General features: G+C 35.0%; 19 protein-coding genes. All 19 read right to left on the bottom strand.

What is annotated here, in order from left to right; translation table 11 throughout:
- Positions 1–107 precede the first annotated feature (107 nt).
- Entirely contained in the window at positions 108–500 is a 393-nt protein-coding gene (locus BEN26_RS00835) for a DUF4342 domain-containing protein (protein WP_069800213.1), read from the bottom strand.
- Between the two features lie 10 nt (positions 501–510).
- Positions 511–1254: a DNA repair protein RecO gene (gene recO, locus BEN26_RS00830; RefSeq protein WP_069800214.1), complete on the bottom strand. Its 744-nt coding sequence runs from the start codon at positions 1252–1254 to the stop codon at positions 511–513.
- Positions 1255–1292: 38 nt separating this feature from the next.
- Positions 1293–1430: a YqzL family protein gene (locus BEN26_RS00825; RefSeq protein ID WP_084818863.1), complete on the bottom strand. Its 138-nt coding sequence runs from the start codon at positions 1428–1430 to the stop codon at positions 1293–1295.
- A gap of 97 nt (positions 1431–1527) precedes the next feature.
- Positions 1528–2448, bottom strand: coding sequence for a GTPase Era (gene era, locus BEN26_RS00820; RefSeq protein WP_069800215.1), 921 nt, complete (start codon positions 2446–2448; stop codon positions 1528–1530).
- The gene (locus BEN26_RS00815; protein WP_069800217.1) at positions 2432–2839 is read right to left on the bottom strand and encodes a cytidine deaminase; all 408 of its coding nucleotides are present in this window, start codon (positions 2837–2839) and stop codon (positions 2432–2434) included. Before BEN26_RS00815 ends, era begins: the two co-directional genes overlap by 17 nt.
- Before the next feature lie 38 nt (positions 2840–2877).
- On the bottom strand, positions 2878–3564 hold the full coding sequence (locus BEN26_RS14215) for a diacylglycerol kinase family protein (protein WP_181482152.1): 687 nt from the start codon (positions 3562–3564) through the stop codon (positions 2878–2880).
- Between the two features lie 8 nt (positions 3565–3572).
- Positions 3573–4052, bottom strand: coding sequence for an rRNA maturation RNase YbeY (gene ybeY, locus BEN26_RS00805; RefSeq protein WP_069800219.1), 480 nt, complete (start codon positions 4050–4052; stop codon positions 3573–3575).
- Positions 4052–6202: an HD family phosphohydrolase gene (locus tag BEN26_RS00800; RefSeq protein WP_069800221.1), complete on the bottom strand. Its 2151-nt coding sequence runs from the start codon at positions 6200–6202 to the stop codon at positions 4052–4054. Before BEN26_RS00800 ends, ybeY begins: the two co-directional genes overlap by 1 nt.
- Before the next feature lie 17 nt (positions 6203–6219).
- A complete protein-coding gene (locus tag BEN26_RS00795) occupies positions 6220–7149 on the bottom strand; it encodes a PhoH family protein (RefSeq protein WP_069800438.1) in 930 nt (309 codons plus the stop codon).
- Between the two features lie 48 nt (positions 7150–7197).
- On the bottom strand, positions 7198–8394 hold the full coding sequence (gene yqfD, locus BEN26_RS00790) for a sporulation protein YqfD (protein ID WP_069800223.1): 1197 nt from the start codon (positions 8392–8394) through the stop codon (positions 7198–7200).
- 11 nt (positions 8395–8405) lie between these two features.
- On the bottom strand, positions 8406–8684 hold the full coding sequence (yqfC, locus tag BEN26_RS00785; RefSeq protein WP_068723380.1) for a sporulation protein YqfC: 279 nt from the start codon (positions 8682–8684) through the stop codon (positions 8406–8408).
- Positions 8685–8925: 241 nt separating this feature from the next.
- Positions 8926–9138 carry a hypothetical protein gene (locus tag BEN26_RS00780; protein ID WP_068723378.1) on the bottom strand — a complete coding sequence of 71 codons (213 nt, stop codon included), beginning with the start codon at positions 9136–9138 and terminating at the stop codon, positions 8926–8928.
- A 9-nt stretch (positions 9139–9147) separates the two neighbouring features.
- Complete coding sequence (gene floA, locus BEN26_RS00775; RefSeq protein ID WP_068723375.1) at positions 9148–10146, bottom strand: flotillin-like protein FloA; 999 nt, start codon at positions 10144–10146, stop codon at positions 9148–9150.
- An 18-nt stretch (positions 10147–10164) separates the two neighbouring features.
- Positions 10165–11487 carry an NfeD family protein gene (locus BEN26_RS00770; protein ID WP_181482151.1) on the bottom strand — a complete coding sequence of 441 codons (1323 nt, stop codon included), beginning with the start codon at positions 11485–11487 and terminating at the stop codon, positions 10165–10167.
- A gap of 122 nt (positions 11488–11609) precedes the next feature.
- Complete coding sequence (locus tag BEN26_RS00765; protein ID WP_069800227.1) at positions 11610–12053, bottom strand: GatB/YqeY domain-containing protein; 444 nt, start codon at positions 12051–12053, stop codon at positions 11610–11612.
- Between the two features lie 17 nt (positions 12054–12070).
- Positions 12071–12244, bottom strand: a complete 174-nt coding sequence (gene rpsU / locus BEN26_RS00760) for a 30S ribosomal protein S21 (RefSeq protein WP_068723355.1) — start codon at positions 12242–12244, stop codon at positions 12071–12073.
- A 105-nt stretch (positions 12245–12349) separates the two neighbouring features.
- Positions 12350–12685, bottom strand: coding sequence for a histidine triad nucleotide-binding protein (locus BEN26_RS00755; RefSeq protein ID WP_069800229.1), 336 nt, complete (start codon positions 12683–12685; stop codon positions 12350–12352).
- Between the two features lie 73 nt (positions 12686–12758).
- The gene (locus BEN26_RS00750) at positions 12759–14039 is read right to left on the bottom strand and encodes an HD-GYP domain-containing protein (protein WP_069800231.1); all 1281 of its coding nucleotides are present in this window, start codon (positions 14037–14039) and stop codon (positions 12759–12761) included.
- A gap of 229 nt (positions 14040–14268) precedes the next feature.
- On the bottom strand, positions 14269–14907 hold the full coding sequence (locus tag BEN26_RS00745; RefSeq protein WP_069800233.1) for a hypothetical protein: 639 nt from the start codon (positions 14905–14907) through the stop codon (positions 14269–14271).
- Between the last annotated feature and the right edge of the window lie 20 nt (positions 14908–14927).

Genomic DNA, 14927 nt, shown 5'->3' with positions numbered 1-14927 from the left:
AAAGCTCTCTGTTCCTGAATGGGATACATGAGAGCTAAAAGAACCCACAAAAGTAAAGACTTCCTTAAAAGCTATTCCGACTACCTTTGTGGGAACCTATGAAATCATTACGCTATTCTTTTCAATATCTTAATCGTGTAATTACTTTTTATTAAGTAAAGAGTTGTTAATGTGGAAATGAAAGGATATAACCAAAACATGAACACCCCAAAAGCAAGGGGAATAGATAAGAGAACTTTCTGGTCTTTTTGTAGAGTTAAATGGACCAAATTCGTTTGTTTTAGAAGACTCCTTAACGTTTTCAATAATTTCTCTCCAGAGACATGAAAAACTTCTTCGATAACATGTTCTTTTGGCCCATCTTTTATTCCGTTGATTTCATTCATAGCGGATACCAAATCATAATGGTGTTTTTTTAGAAAATTACGTGCTTCTTCGCGACTACAATGTACTCGATGTTGGATAATTTCTATTAGCACATCTTCCTTTTTAGGCTCCATGGTATCCCTCCTATTCCTTGTACTTGTGCAATTGATCTAGAAATTGTCTAGATTTTAAAGTTATACCTATATATTGATCAAAAAATGACTTCATTACATGTGAAAGTTGAATTTTTGTTGAATCTTTGATATTGACCTGACCAATTCGTTTCATATCAATCATTTCAAACATTTGTAATAATTTAATGGTAATTGGTTGTAAAGCAATCGTTCGATACTGGTCAAAATGTTTAGAACAAACAAGACCACCATGTCTAATGTCAAAACCACTAAGTGCCTCCTCACTACCGCAAATTGTACATGAGTGTAGATGAGGGCGATAACCAGAAATGTATAGTATTTTCATTTCAAAAATTCTGGCAATCACTTCTTCATCTTTTCCCTCATCAATTAATTCAAGGCCAGCTAATAATTGTTGAAATAAAAAAGGATTTGGATCATTTGATTCTGTCATCTTATCAATAAGTTCAATTAGGTATGCTGCATATGCAGTCTTTTCAATATCAGTATGAAAGGTGGGGAACATACGAATATGTTCAGCTTGATTTAAAGATCCCATCTCTTTTCCCAAAAAAAATATATATTCTCCATAACTAAAAACCTGTGACATGGAACTAAAACGACTTTTTGTTTTCTTTGCGCCTCTAGCCATAAGCGATACTTTTCCATGTGTTCTTGTATATAAGGTAATAATTTTATTTGTCTCTCCGTAATCCACGGTTCTGATCACGATACCTTCAGTTCTTACTAACATTTTTATGCTCCAGTTTCTCCCATTCACTTATTTATCCTTTAGGTCTGTTCTAATGCCTTCCGTTCTTTTATTGCAGAGTCATCCTCTACTTGATTTGCTTTTTCACAATCCTTGTATAAAAGATAAGCGTCAATCTGTCCTGTATTGCAAAAATAGTTCCATGAAAAGTTTTTCATGGCTTTTCACCCTTTCCTCACAGATTGAAGTATTTATATCTATTAGGATAAGCTAACTACTTCTTTTCTATCCGAGGAAAAAAATTTCAGGAATAATCTAATCATTTTCTTCAAAATAACCAAAATCCTTTAATAAGTAATCGCGATTTTTCCAGTCTTCTTTCACTTTCACCCATAATTCTATAAATGTTTTGGTTCCCAATAATCTTTCAATATCCTCCCGTGCCTTTTTCCCAATTTCCTTTAACATGCTGCCACTTTTGCCAATAATAATTGCCTTTTGAGAGGGTCTCTCAGTATAGATTACGGCTTGGATCACGACGGTATTGGGATTTTCTTCACCTGGCTTCATCGATTCAACCACAACCGCAATAGAATGTGGAACTTCTTCCCTTGTTAGATGCAAAATTTTTTCCCGAATTAATTCAGCAACGATAAACCTTTCAGGTGATTCTACGACTTGATCTGGTGGGAAATAGTAAGGCCCCTCTGGTAGCTCTTCAAAAATCTCACTTAGTAAAGTTTGCACGTTATTCCCTTTTAACGCAGAAATAGGAATCACTTCTTTAAAATCAAATAATGATCGATATTGTTCAATAATCGGTAATAATTGCTCTGGAGTCACTAAGTCAATTTTATTTAAGATAAGGAATACAGGGGTAGAACGTACTTCCTTTAATTGTTCTAAGATGAACTGCTCCCCTAGACCAAATTTATTAGTCACATCAATGAGATATAAAATGAGATCTACTTCTTGTAATGAGGTCAAAGTAATATTCATCATATACTGACCCAATTTCGTTTTTGGTTTATGTACACCTGGTGTGTCAATAAAAACAATTTGTCCTTGCTCATTTGTAAAAACAGCACGAATCTTATTTCGGGTCGTTTGCGGTTTGTCGGACATGATTGCCACTTTTTGACCAATCACTTCATTAAGTAATGTGGATTTCCCTACATTTGGTCTACCAATAATGGCAACAAAGCCAGATTTGATTTGCTTACTTTCCTGATTCATCTAAATCCTCCTGTGTAAATGCGCCTGGAAGTAACCCCTCTACGGTTGTTTCCATTACATCCCCTTTTAAATTAGCCAAATATACTTTTGCTTTAGGATTGAAAAACTCAACCATGACCTGGCGACAAGCACCACACGGTGCTACAGGATCTTCTGTATCAGCAATAACAGCAATTTCGTCTAAGTCATGATCCCCTTCTGAGATCGCTTTGAAGATCGCTGTTCTTTCCGCACAGTTGGTTAAGCCATATGAGGCATTTTCAATATTTGCCCCTTTATATATTTTCCCACTTTTAGTTAAAATCGCAGCGCCAACTTCAAATTTTGAATAAGGAACATAAGCATTTTTTCTTGCTTCCTTTGCTAACTCAATTAATTCCTCTTTTGTCATTTCTTATTCTCCTCCATTTATGAATATGAAAAAGGTTATCAGTAAAAAAGATTGTATAAGAGAAAAAAACCCCCGATTGAGATCAGTCCATTTTGCACAAATCCAACCCAGGTAAACTTCTTCTTAAATAAAATCATGATTAAATAGTTGGTTAAAAGAAAAAAAACAAGTAAAGAAAATAAAACATTTATAAAATAGAAAAGAACAAATAAATATAACAAATTACCTACTAATACGTTAGGCTCGTAATTGGATTGCTTTTTATACCAATATGCTTTTACAACATAGGTAAATAATAACAGAAAGAATCCCTGTAAAATAAAGAAAGAGGGTTGGGATGGCAACCTCCCTTTCCATCCCTCTTGATAGATCAATGTTAAATAGGGAAATAGCACAACCAATCCAACAAAAACAACTGTAAAAGTAACCATTAAAATAGCTCCAGCGGCTACATCCTTTGCAATCTTTGCTAAAGGATGAAATTCTTGCGTTACTAAATCTATCGTCGCTTCAATTGCCGTATTTACCATTTCAAAACCAATCACCAGTCCAATGGCAAAAAGAATAATAAGGGTATCCATCGTATTAAAGTGAAACCACATTCCTAACAAAAGAACGATGAAAGCAATCGTGAAGTGAGCTTTCATATTTCTTTGGCTTGCCAAGGAATATGTAATTCCCTCACTTGCATAGACAAAACTTCGAAGGAATTTCCCCCAGATCACATTCATCATCACCTTGATAGTTTCATTTTCTCCAAAATCAACTCTTGTTTTGTAAACATTACTTTTTCATCTTCTTCTGTCTCATGATCATAACCTAATAAATGCAAGAAACCATGAGCTGTTAAAAACCCTAACTCCCGTTCAAAGGAATGGCCATAATCAGCTGCTTGCTGGATCACCTTTGGAATTGAAATCACTATATCTCCAAGCATAGTCGGCATATCCATCTCTTCATCATAAACAATATCTAGATCATCTTCGCCCGGTTCATTTAATGCAAAGGATAATACATCTGTAGGTCGATCGATTCCACGATAGTCTCGATTTAGTTCATGGATTCGCTTGTTATCAACCAGTGTAACAACCACTTCTCCTTCAGTGATCCCTTCTAATTCTGCAGCAGTTTGAATTACTTGATTGACTAATTCAATTTCTTTCTCTAGGATTTCCCTTTCTTCTTGCTCATCTAAGACATCAACATCTATCATTAGCTAGATCTCGCCCCTTTTGTTTCTTCTAAATCCTTATCATCAGGATACTCAATTCGCGAATGAAAAATACCTTTCAAGGTTTCCAACATCGAAATTGCAATAATTTCTAATTCTTTTAATGTTAAGTCACACTCATTTAACTGACCATCATCCAATTTGGATTTAATAATCTTTCTAACCATTTCTTCAATGATTTCATTGGTAGGATGTTTAATTGACCTTACAGCCGCTTCAACACTGTCTGCGATTCCTACAATCGCTGCCTCTTTAAATTGTGGTTTTGGCCCAGGGTAACGATATTCAACCTCTGGAATAGGTTGTTCAGAATCTTTAGAAGCCTTATGATAAAAATATTTAAGTAAAGAAGTTCCATGATGTTGCTCAGCAATATCCTGAATGGCATTAGGGATTTTATAAACCTTTAACATCTCTACCCCATCTTTTGGATGAGCCAAGATAATATTTTTACTCAAACTTGGTGAAATTTTATCATGAGGATTTTCCATATTTAATTGATTCTCAATAAAAAAACTAGGCCGTTTTGTTTTTCCTAAATCATGATAATAGGCACCTACTCTAGCCAATAATCCGTTTGCATTAATTGCTTCAGCTGCTGCCTCTGCCAGATTTCCTACAATCACACTATGGTGATAAGTCCCTGGCGTTTCAATTAACAATTTCCGTAAAAGAGGATGATTTGGGTTCGATAATTCAATTAATCTAGTAGGAGATAGAATCCCAAAAACAGCTTCAAAAAATGGTAAGAAACCAATCGTAAGCACGGAAGAAAAGAATCCTCCTATTGCACCATATGAAAGGGTTGCAAACATTTGTCTCAATGAATAACTTTGGCTCGTCAACATCACAATCACGGCAATTCCAATTACATTAAACAACGAAACCACTAATCCAGCTTTTAAAATGGCGGAACGTTGCTTAATTCTTCCAATCGCAAATGCACCAGCAGCACTACCGATCAAGGCAACAAATCCATATCTAAAATCAAAAATAAAGCTTTGATCCGTACTAAAGATCATGCTTGTAAAAATACTAAAAATAACGCCACTCAGAATCGCCATCTTCATATTAATGAGTAAGGTAATTAACATCACACCAAAAGCGACTGGTGCTAAATAACCCTTAGGAGAGGTTAGAAGGTCTTTACCTAAACCAATCAATCCCAAAATACTAATACTTGAAAATGTTAAAATAAAGATCGTAAATAATAAAAGAAGTGCACGGTTATCTTGATGTAAGAAAGGGTTCATCCGTTCAATACTAAAGAAAAGAAGTAATAAAATGAGTAAAATGAACAGCAATAACCCAAAATAGGGCCATAGTGTTGAAGTATCTTTTAATAGTCCTGCTGCTTTTAATTTTTCATAAATTTCTTTATCAATATATTGGCCCTGTTTTACGATCAATTCATCTTTTTTAATGATAACAGGTTCGACTTCACTTTTTGCTTTTTCTCGTAAAAGGGAAGTTTGATCCGAATTATAAAATACATTTGGTTTAATAAAATATTTTGTCATTTCATTGGCCAAATGTTTGATTCTATCTTCATTATCAAACGGATTGTTTTGAATGATTTGAGCCGCTTCTTCAAAAGCTTCATTTAATTTTTTAATGTTCACTCCATCATTCATCACAATATCCAATGTAGATTTAGAGATATATTGAATATTTTTTATCTTTTCAACATTTAAACTAGATAGTTCTTTGAATAAAGCGTCGTCTAAAAAAGATAAGCTAGTTAGGTCTCTTAAAGCAGCTTCCTTCTCTTCTTTAGATAGATCTTTATTTTCTGCTATCGTTAAAATGTCTGTAAACATTTGCTCCAATCGGCTAATTTGGTCATTAACAATATTTTGGTCCTTTGTATATTGATCAGGAACTGATTTTGCTGCTTTATCCTTTGCAAGTTCAGTCGCCCACTGATTTTCTACACGAATCGGTGAAGTTAAAGTAACCTGACTAATCTGCCCCTCTTTTAGTTCATAGGTTTCAGGTATAACTTGTCCAATTAGTAACAAATACATGATGATTCCTAACCCAATATACATGAAGAAACGAATGGAAGGATGATTCCCCCAACCTTCCATCATTTTAACCATATTCCATTTCACTTTTTGCTTTTTTCCCATTTCGTTTTCGCCCCTTTTTAGGAAGGACTTTGTGTATCTCTTTCATAAGCAAGAATTATCTTTTGAACGAGATGATGACGAACCACATCATGTTCAGTTAAATAAATAAAACCAATGTCGTCTATAGATTTAAGAATTCTTTCCGCTTCACGTAAACCTGATTTCGTTTTTCTTGGTAAATCGACTTGTGTAATATCTCCGGTTACTACCATTTTAGAACCTATCCCTAAACGTGTTAAAAACATTTTCATTTGTTCAGGTGTGGTATTTTGCGCTTCATCTAGAATAATAAATGAATCTTCTAATGTTCTACCCCTCATATATGCTAAAGGGGCAATTTCAATCATTCCTCGCTCCAACAGTTTATTTACTTGTTCTACACCTAGTAAATCATATAACGCATCATAAATTGGCCTTAAATAAGGGTCCACCTTTTCCTGTAAATCACCAGGAAGAAAGCCTAAGTTTTCCCCAGCTTCAACGGCTGGGCGAGTTAAAACAATCTTCCGTATCTCACCCTTTTTTAATGCCGACACCGCCATGACAACTGCTAAGTACGTTTTCCCAGTACCTGCTGGACCTATTCCAAAGACAATATCCTTTTTTTGAATCGTTGAAACATAATGCTTCTGTCCCAAAGATTTTACTCGAATCTCTTTTCCTTTATAGGAAACCATGATTTTTTCATCATAAAGGTCTAATAATTCGTTTGATAAATCATCTTTTGCGAGTTCTAATGCATAATAAATATCTCTTTCAGAGAGTCGGTATCCTTTTCTTACTAAAACGACCAGAACTTCAAATAACTTTGTCAAACGGTCTACTTCTTTTTGATCCCCTTGAAGCACAAGATTCTCATGCCGAGTTAAGATATGAACATTTGTTTCTTTTTCAATAATTTTTAACCATTGATCTTGTGGCCCAAATAAATTTTGTCGTTCTTCCATATCTCCTAGCGCAATTCGATTTGTATATACGTCTACTTGCAAATGCCCTCATTCTCCTTGAACTATAGGTTGTGTTGTTGCGATATTTTCTAACACCTCAAAAAGTATCTTTACTGTTACTTTACCATTCTCTGTGCTTTGGTGCAAAACTTTTTCACTTTTAAAATTGCTGTCTTCATCAATTTTCGTTCGTAAATCCTGTCTTGCTTGATTTTTTGCTAATTTGATCGCTTCAGAGACAGATAAAACTCGTTGTTGATTATGGTATTCTAAAATGGTCTCATCAAGAAAACCGATTGGTAAAACATAGTTTTTCCATGATATCTGTTTTAAATCATACTGTTTTTGAGATTGTGAAAAAGGAATATCCTTCGCTCCCTTTACTCTTAATACTCGATTCCCAAGCATAAGATACTTCCGTTCAACCCGATTACCCGTATATTCCTTCCACTCCTGCTTTAATGGAATCGTAACGGTGGATTCATACCAAACCACTCCTAAGACTTCCCCTTCTGCTGCTACTAGTTCTTGAGCCTCTTGGTTTTCAACATTTCCCACAATTCCAGAGATTAAAAGATCTCCCTTTTTTACGCGATCATTCACTTTTACCTGTGGGATTCCTTTTTCAGCTAAAATGCGATAAATAACTGCGTTTTTGCTAGATATAATATGCCTTGGGCCAACTAATGGCTTTTCATCTGGTTTCACCTTCTCCATTATGGTGATCAATAAATGAGTTCCTTTTAATTTTACCCCAATCCATGAGGCTTGTTCTAAATTTGAACCTAGTTGTTCTTGAATCACTGTATCTTCTGGGAGTTGAAATTTAAACATTCCTCTATGTATCCCTAGCTTTTCAATCGCTTGAAATATTTCTTCATCTGTCATAGTTTGATTGCCTTCTATTTCGATCGTCCAAACCATAGAAGATAAAAGATAAATCAACAGAAAAAATAATAAAAAGCCGGTAGCGATTCCCTTTCTTTTGTTTAACTTGGCTAGTTGGAAAGGTAACCCTACCTTACGCAGAATATGGATTCGAGTATAGGTTTTTTGCAATATCGGTTTTAATTTAAAAAAGTTCTCAAGGCTAATCGAGAATACAGCCTGTGAATCATTTACGATTTTTATGTTCCAAATCTTTAATTGTTTTTTGATTGTCATGTTAATAAATAATTCAATATGTTTTCCTTTGAGTGAGCATACGACGTAACCTCTAGTCCATTTTAATCCACGAACATTCAAAAAGACTCCTCCTAATCAATATAGTGAATTTCATTTATAATACCTTCTACTAGTACCTCTTCAGGTAATATGGTTCGGATCACAAGTTGTTTTCCAACTAATCTTAATTCACCTTTACTTAAGCGTAGATGTAAAAATTGATCAGTAAATTGAATAACTCCTCTATGATTTTCAATATAGATTTGATAGGAACCAATCATGGTGATACGAGGCAAATCAAATATAACATCTTTTGGAAGTTCCAATTGATTTGCAGTCAATTGTTTAATTTTTTGTCTTAACTTTCTCAATGCTTTGCCCCCTCTCTTCCTTGTTACACCCATATGCTTTTTTTTTGGAATTTATGAATATAACAATCCCACAAAAGCGAAGATTTCCTTTGAAGCTTATTCCGATTAATTTGTAAGAAAACATACTCCCAAAGGTCGCTGCTTATGGAATATACAAATTCAAATGATAAGGAGAAGAAAGTTATACTTTCTATAATATTTAAAAAAGCTGTTGATTTCTCAACAGCTTTTTAAATTCAATCTATGATCTTGTACGGTGTAGGGGTGAATAGGGTCTAATTGCCCGTGGTGGGTTCAATATTTCTGACCAAATGATTCCTTGAATAACAGGATGAGTATAGGTTGGGTATTCAGTAGTCTTCTTTAAATTTTCTTTTTCACTTTCAATTTCTTTTTCAATTTCCCTCTCAGTCCATTGCTTCTTCAACATTTTGTCCTTCACAAATTGATCCATTTTGATCACCTATTTCCCACTGGGAGGCGTTTGATTTGGGTCATTTAACTTACTAAATGCTTCCCTCATCTCAGTATCTGCGTTAATATTCTGCATATTCATATAGTCCATTACACCAAGTTTGCCATTGCGTAAGGCTTCTGCCATGGCTAATGGAACTTGTGCTTCAGCTTCGACTACTTTTGCCTTCATTTCTTGTACCTTTGCCTTCATTTCTTGTTCTGAAGCAACTGCCATCGCCCGTCTTTCCTCTGCTTTGGCTTGTGCAATACGTTTATCTGCTTCAGCTTGGTCTGTTTGTAATTGAGCACCGATATTTTTGCCTACATCCACGTCAGCGATATCGATGGATAGGATTTCAAAAGCTGTTCCAGCATCAAGTCCTTTTTGAAGAACTGTATGAGAGATTGCATCTGGATTTTCTAAGACATGCTTATGAGTTTCAGAAGAACCAATTGTTGTGACGATTCCTTCGCCAACTCTAGCGATAATGGTTTCTTCTCCAGCTCCACCCACTAAGCGATCAATATTTGCCCGAACTGTTACTTTCGCTTTTGCTTTTACTTCAATTCCATCTTTAGCCATAGCTGCCACAATTGGTGTTTCGATCACTTTAGGGTTAACACTCATCTGAACAGCCTCTAATACATCCCTACCAGCCAAATCAATGGCCGCTGCTCGTTCAAAGCTTAAACTTATATCTGCTCTTTCAGCAGCAATTAAAGCATTCACGACCCTATCCACGTTTCCCCCAGCAAGATAATGTCCTTCTAATTGATTTGTTCCTAACACTAGCCCTGCTTTTCTCGCCTTAATGAGGGGATTTACAATTCTTGAGGGAATCACTCTACGCAGTCTCATTCCTACTAGTGTAAAGATTCCTACATGAACCCCTGAAGCTAGAGCAGAAATCCATAACATCACTGGAACAAAGGTGAAAAATACAGATAAGATAATAATCCCAAAGGCAACAAATACGAGTAATGTAATTTCTGGACCAAAACCCATTCGACAAACCTCCTAAAACTATTTTTTTACTTCTCTAACAATGATTCTAGTTCCTTCAACAAAAATCACTTCAATCTCTTGGTTCGCTTCAATCCAAACCCCTTCACTAACCACATCATATCTTTTATTATCAATCAATGCTACCCCAGATGGCCTTAATTTAGTTAATGTTCTTCCTTTATGACCAACTATTGTTTTATCCTTTGTATGAGAAATATAACCTCCTTCTTTTTTCTGTTCATCTTTTAAAATAAATCGATTCCATAATCCTTGGTGTTTAAAATATTTAAATAGAATAAAGAAGAGGATGGAATTAACTACAACAGCTATAACTAAGCTTATTAAACCATAAGAAGTCTCATAAGCAGCAAAAATAATGCCTGCAAAAAGAGAAATCACGCCTAGCGCGCCAAAAATGCCAAAGCCAGGAACAAATAGCTCAACCACCATTAAAATAAATCCAACGATAAAGAAAATGATATCTTCCCAGCCAGCAAAACCAGCAAAATAATGCCCAAAAAAGTAGAGGCTAAATGCGGATATTCCGATTAACCCAGCGATACCAAATCCAGGAATGAATAGTTCAATTAAAATCCCTGCTAATCCAATGATCAATAAAATGGGGATCACATAGGGGTTTGTAGAAAACCGAGCTAATCTTTCAGCAGGTGTTAAACCAACCTCATAAGTATCTGCCGACCCCAAACCAATGGTATTTAAAAGCTGTTTTCGACTTTGAACGATCCCGTCGGCAATTCCATATTTTAGTGCTAGGTCTGAATCTAATGTGATCAATTGGCCTTTTTTAGACAGACCTGGGATCTCAACAGCAGGATCTACCATTCCCCTTGCAATTTCTTCATTTTTATTATTCTGTTTAGCTGCATCAATCATATGACTAGCCCACCAAGAAGTGATCTTAGGGTCTACTTGTTGCCCGGAAATGGTTCTCACTGCTGCAGCACCAATATGGCTATTAGGTTCCATATAAATTTTGTCGGCATTTAAAGATATATAAGAGCCCGCTGAAATGGCTTCTCCTTTAATATAAGCATATACAGGGATCTGTTCTTTTTGAATCAATTTACCTATTCCTATCGCCGCATCCACACTTCCGCCTAATGTATTGATTTCTAAAATAATGGCATCTGCAAAAGCATTTTCTGCTTCAGAAAAGGCACGTTCTAAAAAACGCTCTAATCCTCTTTCAATCCCTTGCTCAACAGGAATGACATAAACGAGTTGTTTTTCTTCTGCAGAAATGATTGATGATTTAGGAATAAATGTTAAAACAGTAGCTAAAAAAATGATAGATAAAAAAAGACTTAAGTTTCGTTTCAAAAACATCCCCCTTTCCTTGATGAATTTACATACGTTTGGTTTTCAATTAGGTTTCACTTTCCCAACAAAATAAGGGAAATAAAAAACGACTAGAGAGTTCTAGTCGTCATTTTTTCTATTCTTTATGATAAATATTCCTGTACAAGCTGATTAATGAGTTTCCCATCAGCACGACCTTTTACTTTAGGCATCACTGCACTCATTACTTTTCCCATATCTGATTTCCCTTTTGCTCCAATTTCTTCGATTACACTTTGGATGATGTTTCGAAGTTCTTGTTCAGATAGCTGTTGAGGAAGATATTGTTTTAGAATTTCAAGTTCTGCTTGCACATTTTCAACCAGATCTTGTCGACCTGCTTTTTCAAACTCTTGGAGGGAATCGCGTCTTTGCTTTACTTCACGAGTCAGAACGTCAAGTATTTGTTCATCAGATAGCGTTGTTTGCTTTTCAATTTCGGTATACTTGATAGCAGAACGAATCATACGGATGACAGATAGTTTTACTTTATCTTTGTTCTTCATCGCTTGTTTCATATCTTCACTTATACGATCCATTAACGACATGTTATGATTAGCCCTCCTTAATACTTACGTTTGCGCGCAGCCTCAGACTTTTTCTTACGCTTTACGCTTGGCTTTTCATAGTGTTTACGTTTTTTAACTTCTGCCAATACGCCATCTTTTGAAATTGTACGTTTAAAACGACGAAGAGCACTATCTAATGATTCGTTTTTTCTAACGCGAATTTCTGACATTCACTTTCCCTCCCTCCACAATTACCATGCAACAGACCTTGTTTTTGCAAAGTCTAACAAATTTAATTATATTATAGTAAATTTAGTAGTGTCAACCTTTCATCATCAGACAGGCAATTTCTCTCCACCCAAAACATGATAATGAATATGGAATACCTCTTGGCCTCCATGATCTCTACAATTATTTACCACTCGAAAACCGTTTTCTGCAATTCCAAGTTGATTCGCTATTTTTTGAATGGTCTGATGTAATTGGCCAATTAAAGGAAGATCCTCCTCCTGAACATCCATAAATGTTGGAATGTGTTTTTTGGGAATCACCAATACATGAACCTTTGCCTTTGGATGAATATCATGGAATGCGACAAAGTTCTCATCTTCATATACTTTGTTTGCTGGAATTTGACCATCTACAATTTTACAAAAAATACAATCGTTCATTTTTACAGCTCCCTTATTCTTTATATTATGCATATTTTACCACAAAAGTTTAAAAAATAAAAAAGAACGCCTGTCATGAGACGTTCAGGTTCATCAAGATTTTTTTGTCAAATTTCTCATAGTTTTCACCGTATTCGTCTTGTAACGCCTCTACAAAAATACTAACGATTTTGGCATCAAATTGGGTTCCAGAATATCGAAGCAATTCATCAACCGCATCTTTCATCGACATACCCATACGATAGGATCGATCAGCTGTCATCGCATCAAAGGCATCCGTGATTGCCATGATTCTAGCATGCAACGGAATCTGTTCTCCTTTTAATCCCAAAGGATAGCCTGTCCCATCATATTTTTCATGATGGTGGCGGATGACAGGTAAGAACTTTTTAAAAAAGTGCATATCTTTCACTAATTGATATCCTCTTTCTGGATGACTCTTAATAATTTCATATTCCTCCTGTGTCAATTTCCATGGTTTATCTATAATTTCTATAGGAACTTCAATTTTACCAATATCATGCCAAGATGCAGCCTGAGAAAGCTGACGTATCTCTGATTGAGGTAACTCCATTTTGGTCGCTAATAATACTGTCCAAAACTTCACACGTTCTGAATGGGTGTGGGTGATCGGATCCATCTGTTTAAGGACATGTAATACAAAATTAGTATAAGTAGAAAGCTCGTTATCAAAGATTTGCCGATATTGAAGTGCTGGTTTTATAAAATAGACGAGAAAGGTAAAGATAGCAACACCTATAAGATTTGAATAATAGAATAAAACAACATTGATTAGGCCAATAAATACTGTTACAAATGCCACTCTAGTAATGGATACAATACCTATAAAACCATTTACATCGAATCTAGACTTTTCAAGTGAAACAACAATAAATAAAAATAAATTTGTGATCATTGAATTTATAAAGGTAACAAGAAAAATACTAAGAAAAAAAGTTGGAGTAAATATTAAATCATTGCTATATCTAATTTGTGAAAATTGGTGAAAGATAATTGATGATACAAGAATTGATATACCATAAATCGATGCATTAAATAGTCTTTTGTACCAAATAAGTTTATGAAAAATGAGCATTGCTGAAATAAAAATAAATGCCATTACATAAAATGGATTTAAAAAAACTAAAGCAGGAATAACAAATGGTAATACAATTAGAAAAATCATGTTACTATGTAGATCCCTAACTGGATCAAGATTAAACAAAACCATTAAAATAATTAAACCTGTCATCTCAATTATTTGTTTTGTATCTATGCCATCCCAAATGTATAGAAATGAAACAATAAATGTAGAGTAAATAATAAACAAATATATTTTCAAACTTAATTTCATAAAAAACACCTCAATCTATAGAAATGCATAGCATAACATTTATTTTTAATTTTTAAGCCCAACCACCATAATCTCCAACAGATACTTTAGTATCATTTTTGGATTTAACGATCTTTTTGATCACTTTTAACATGGCGATGACCTCCCTTAAAATAGATTTTTTCCCATTTCAAGTTCGGCTCATCTCGTTGTTCTGCTCTGCTCTTGTTATGCTATGCAAACTGAAAAACTAAATCATGTGGTAGATTCTTCGATTTAATGCATCTAAGGTTGCCTTAGCAACCGAAGATAATAAATCTTTAGTTTTGACGACAGAACCTACAAATAGATTCCCTGCTCCAGATGGGCGATGAATCACAGTAAGTGTGACAACAATGACATCGACTTGACCCATAGGAACTTCACGGACCTGATCAATCCTTATACTATAGTCCGTCGCCACCCTCATCAACGCAGAGGCAGCTGCATTTGCGATAATATATTCTAACTCCATCTCAAAATGATGGGCAGTAACATTCTCAACAATAATTTGTTCGTTATATTCTAATTGAACCGTCCCTTCGATAAGACCATTTGTCTTTTGAACCTGATAAGCGGTCAAAAAACGAATGCGATTGCCCTCTATCGGGGTTTCTACAAATTGCTGTTCTACGATACTAATCTTATTATGATTAACGCGATATCCAGCCACATTGCGAAAGGTTTCTTCTACGTCACGCTTGATATCCTTTGGATGACGTAACCCATCACTAAAGACCCCAATCGCATGAACCTCTCCCTGCTCATCAAAGTCTACATGGGCACCTGTTACATTTTTGATGGCACGAAATTGTCTCTCTAATTCCATAGATACTTCTTTTATATTCATAGATAATCTTCCTTCTTAAA

Origin of the sequence: Tepidibacillus sp. HK-1, assembly GCF_001748485.2 — a bacterium.
Taxonomy (GTDB): domain Bacteria; phylum Bacillota; class Bacilli; order Tepidibacillales; family Tepidibacillaceae; genus Tepidibacillus_B; species Tepidibacillus_B infernus.
Note: the sequence above shows the minus strand (reverse complement) of the source record. Positions and strands in the feature narration are given on the sequence as shown.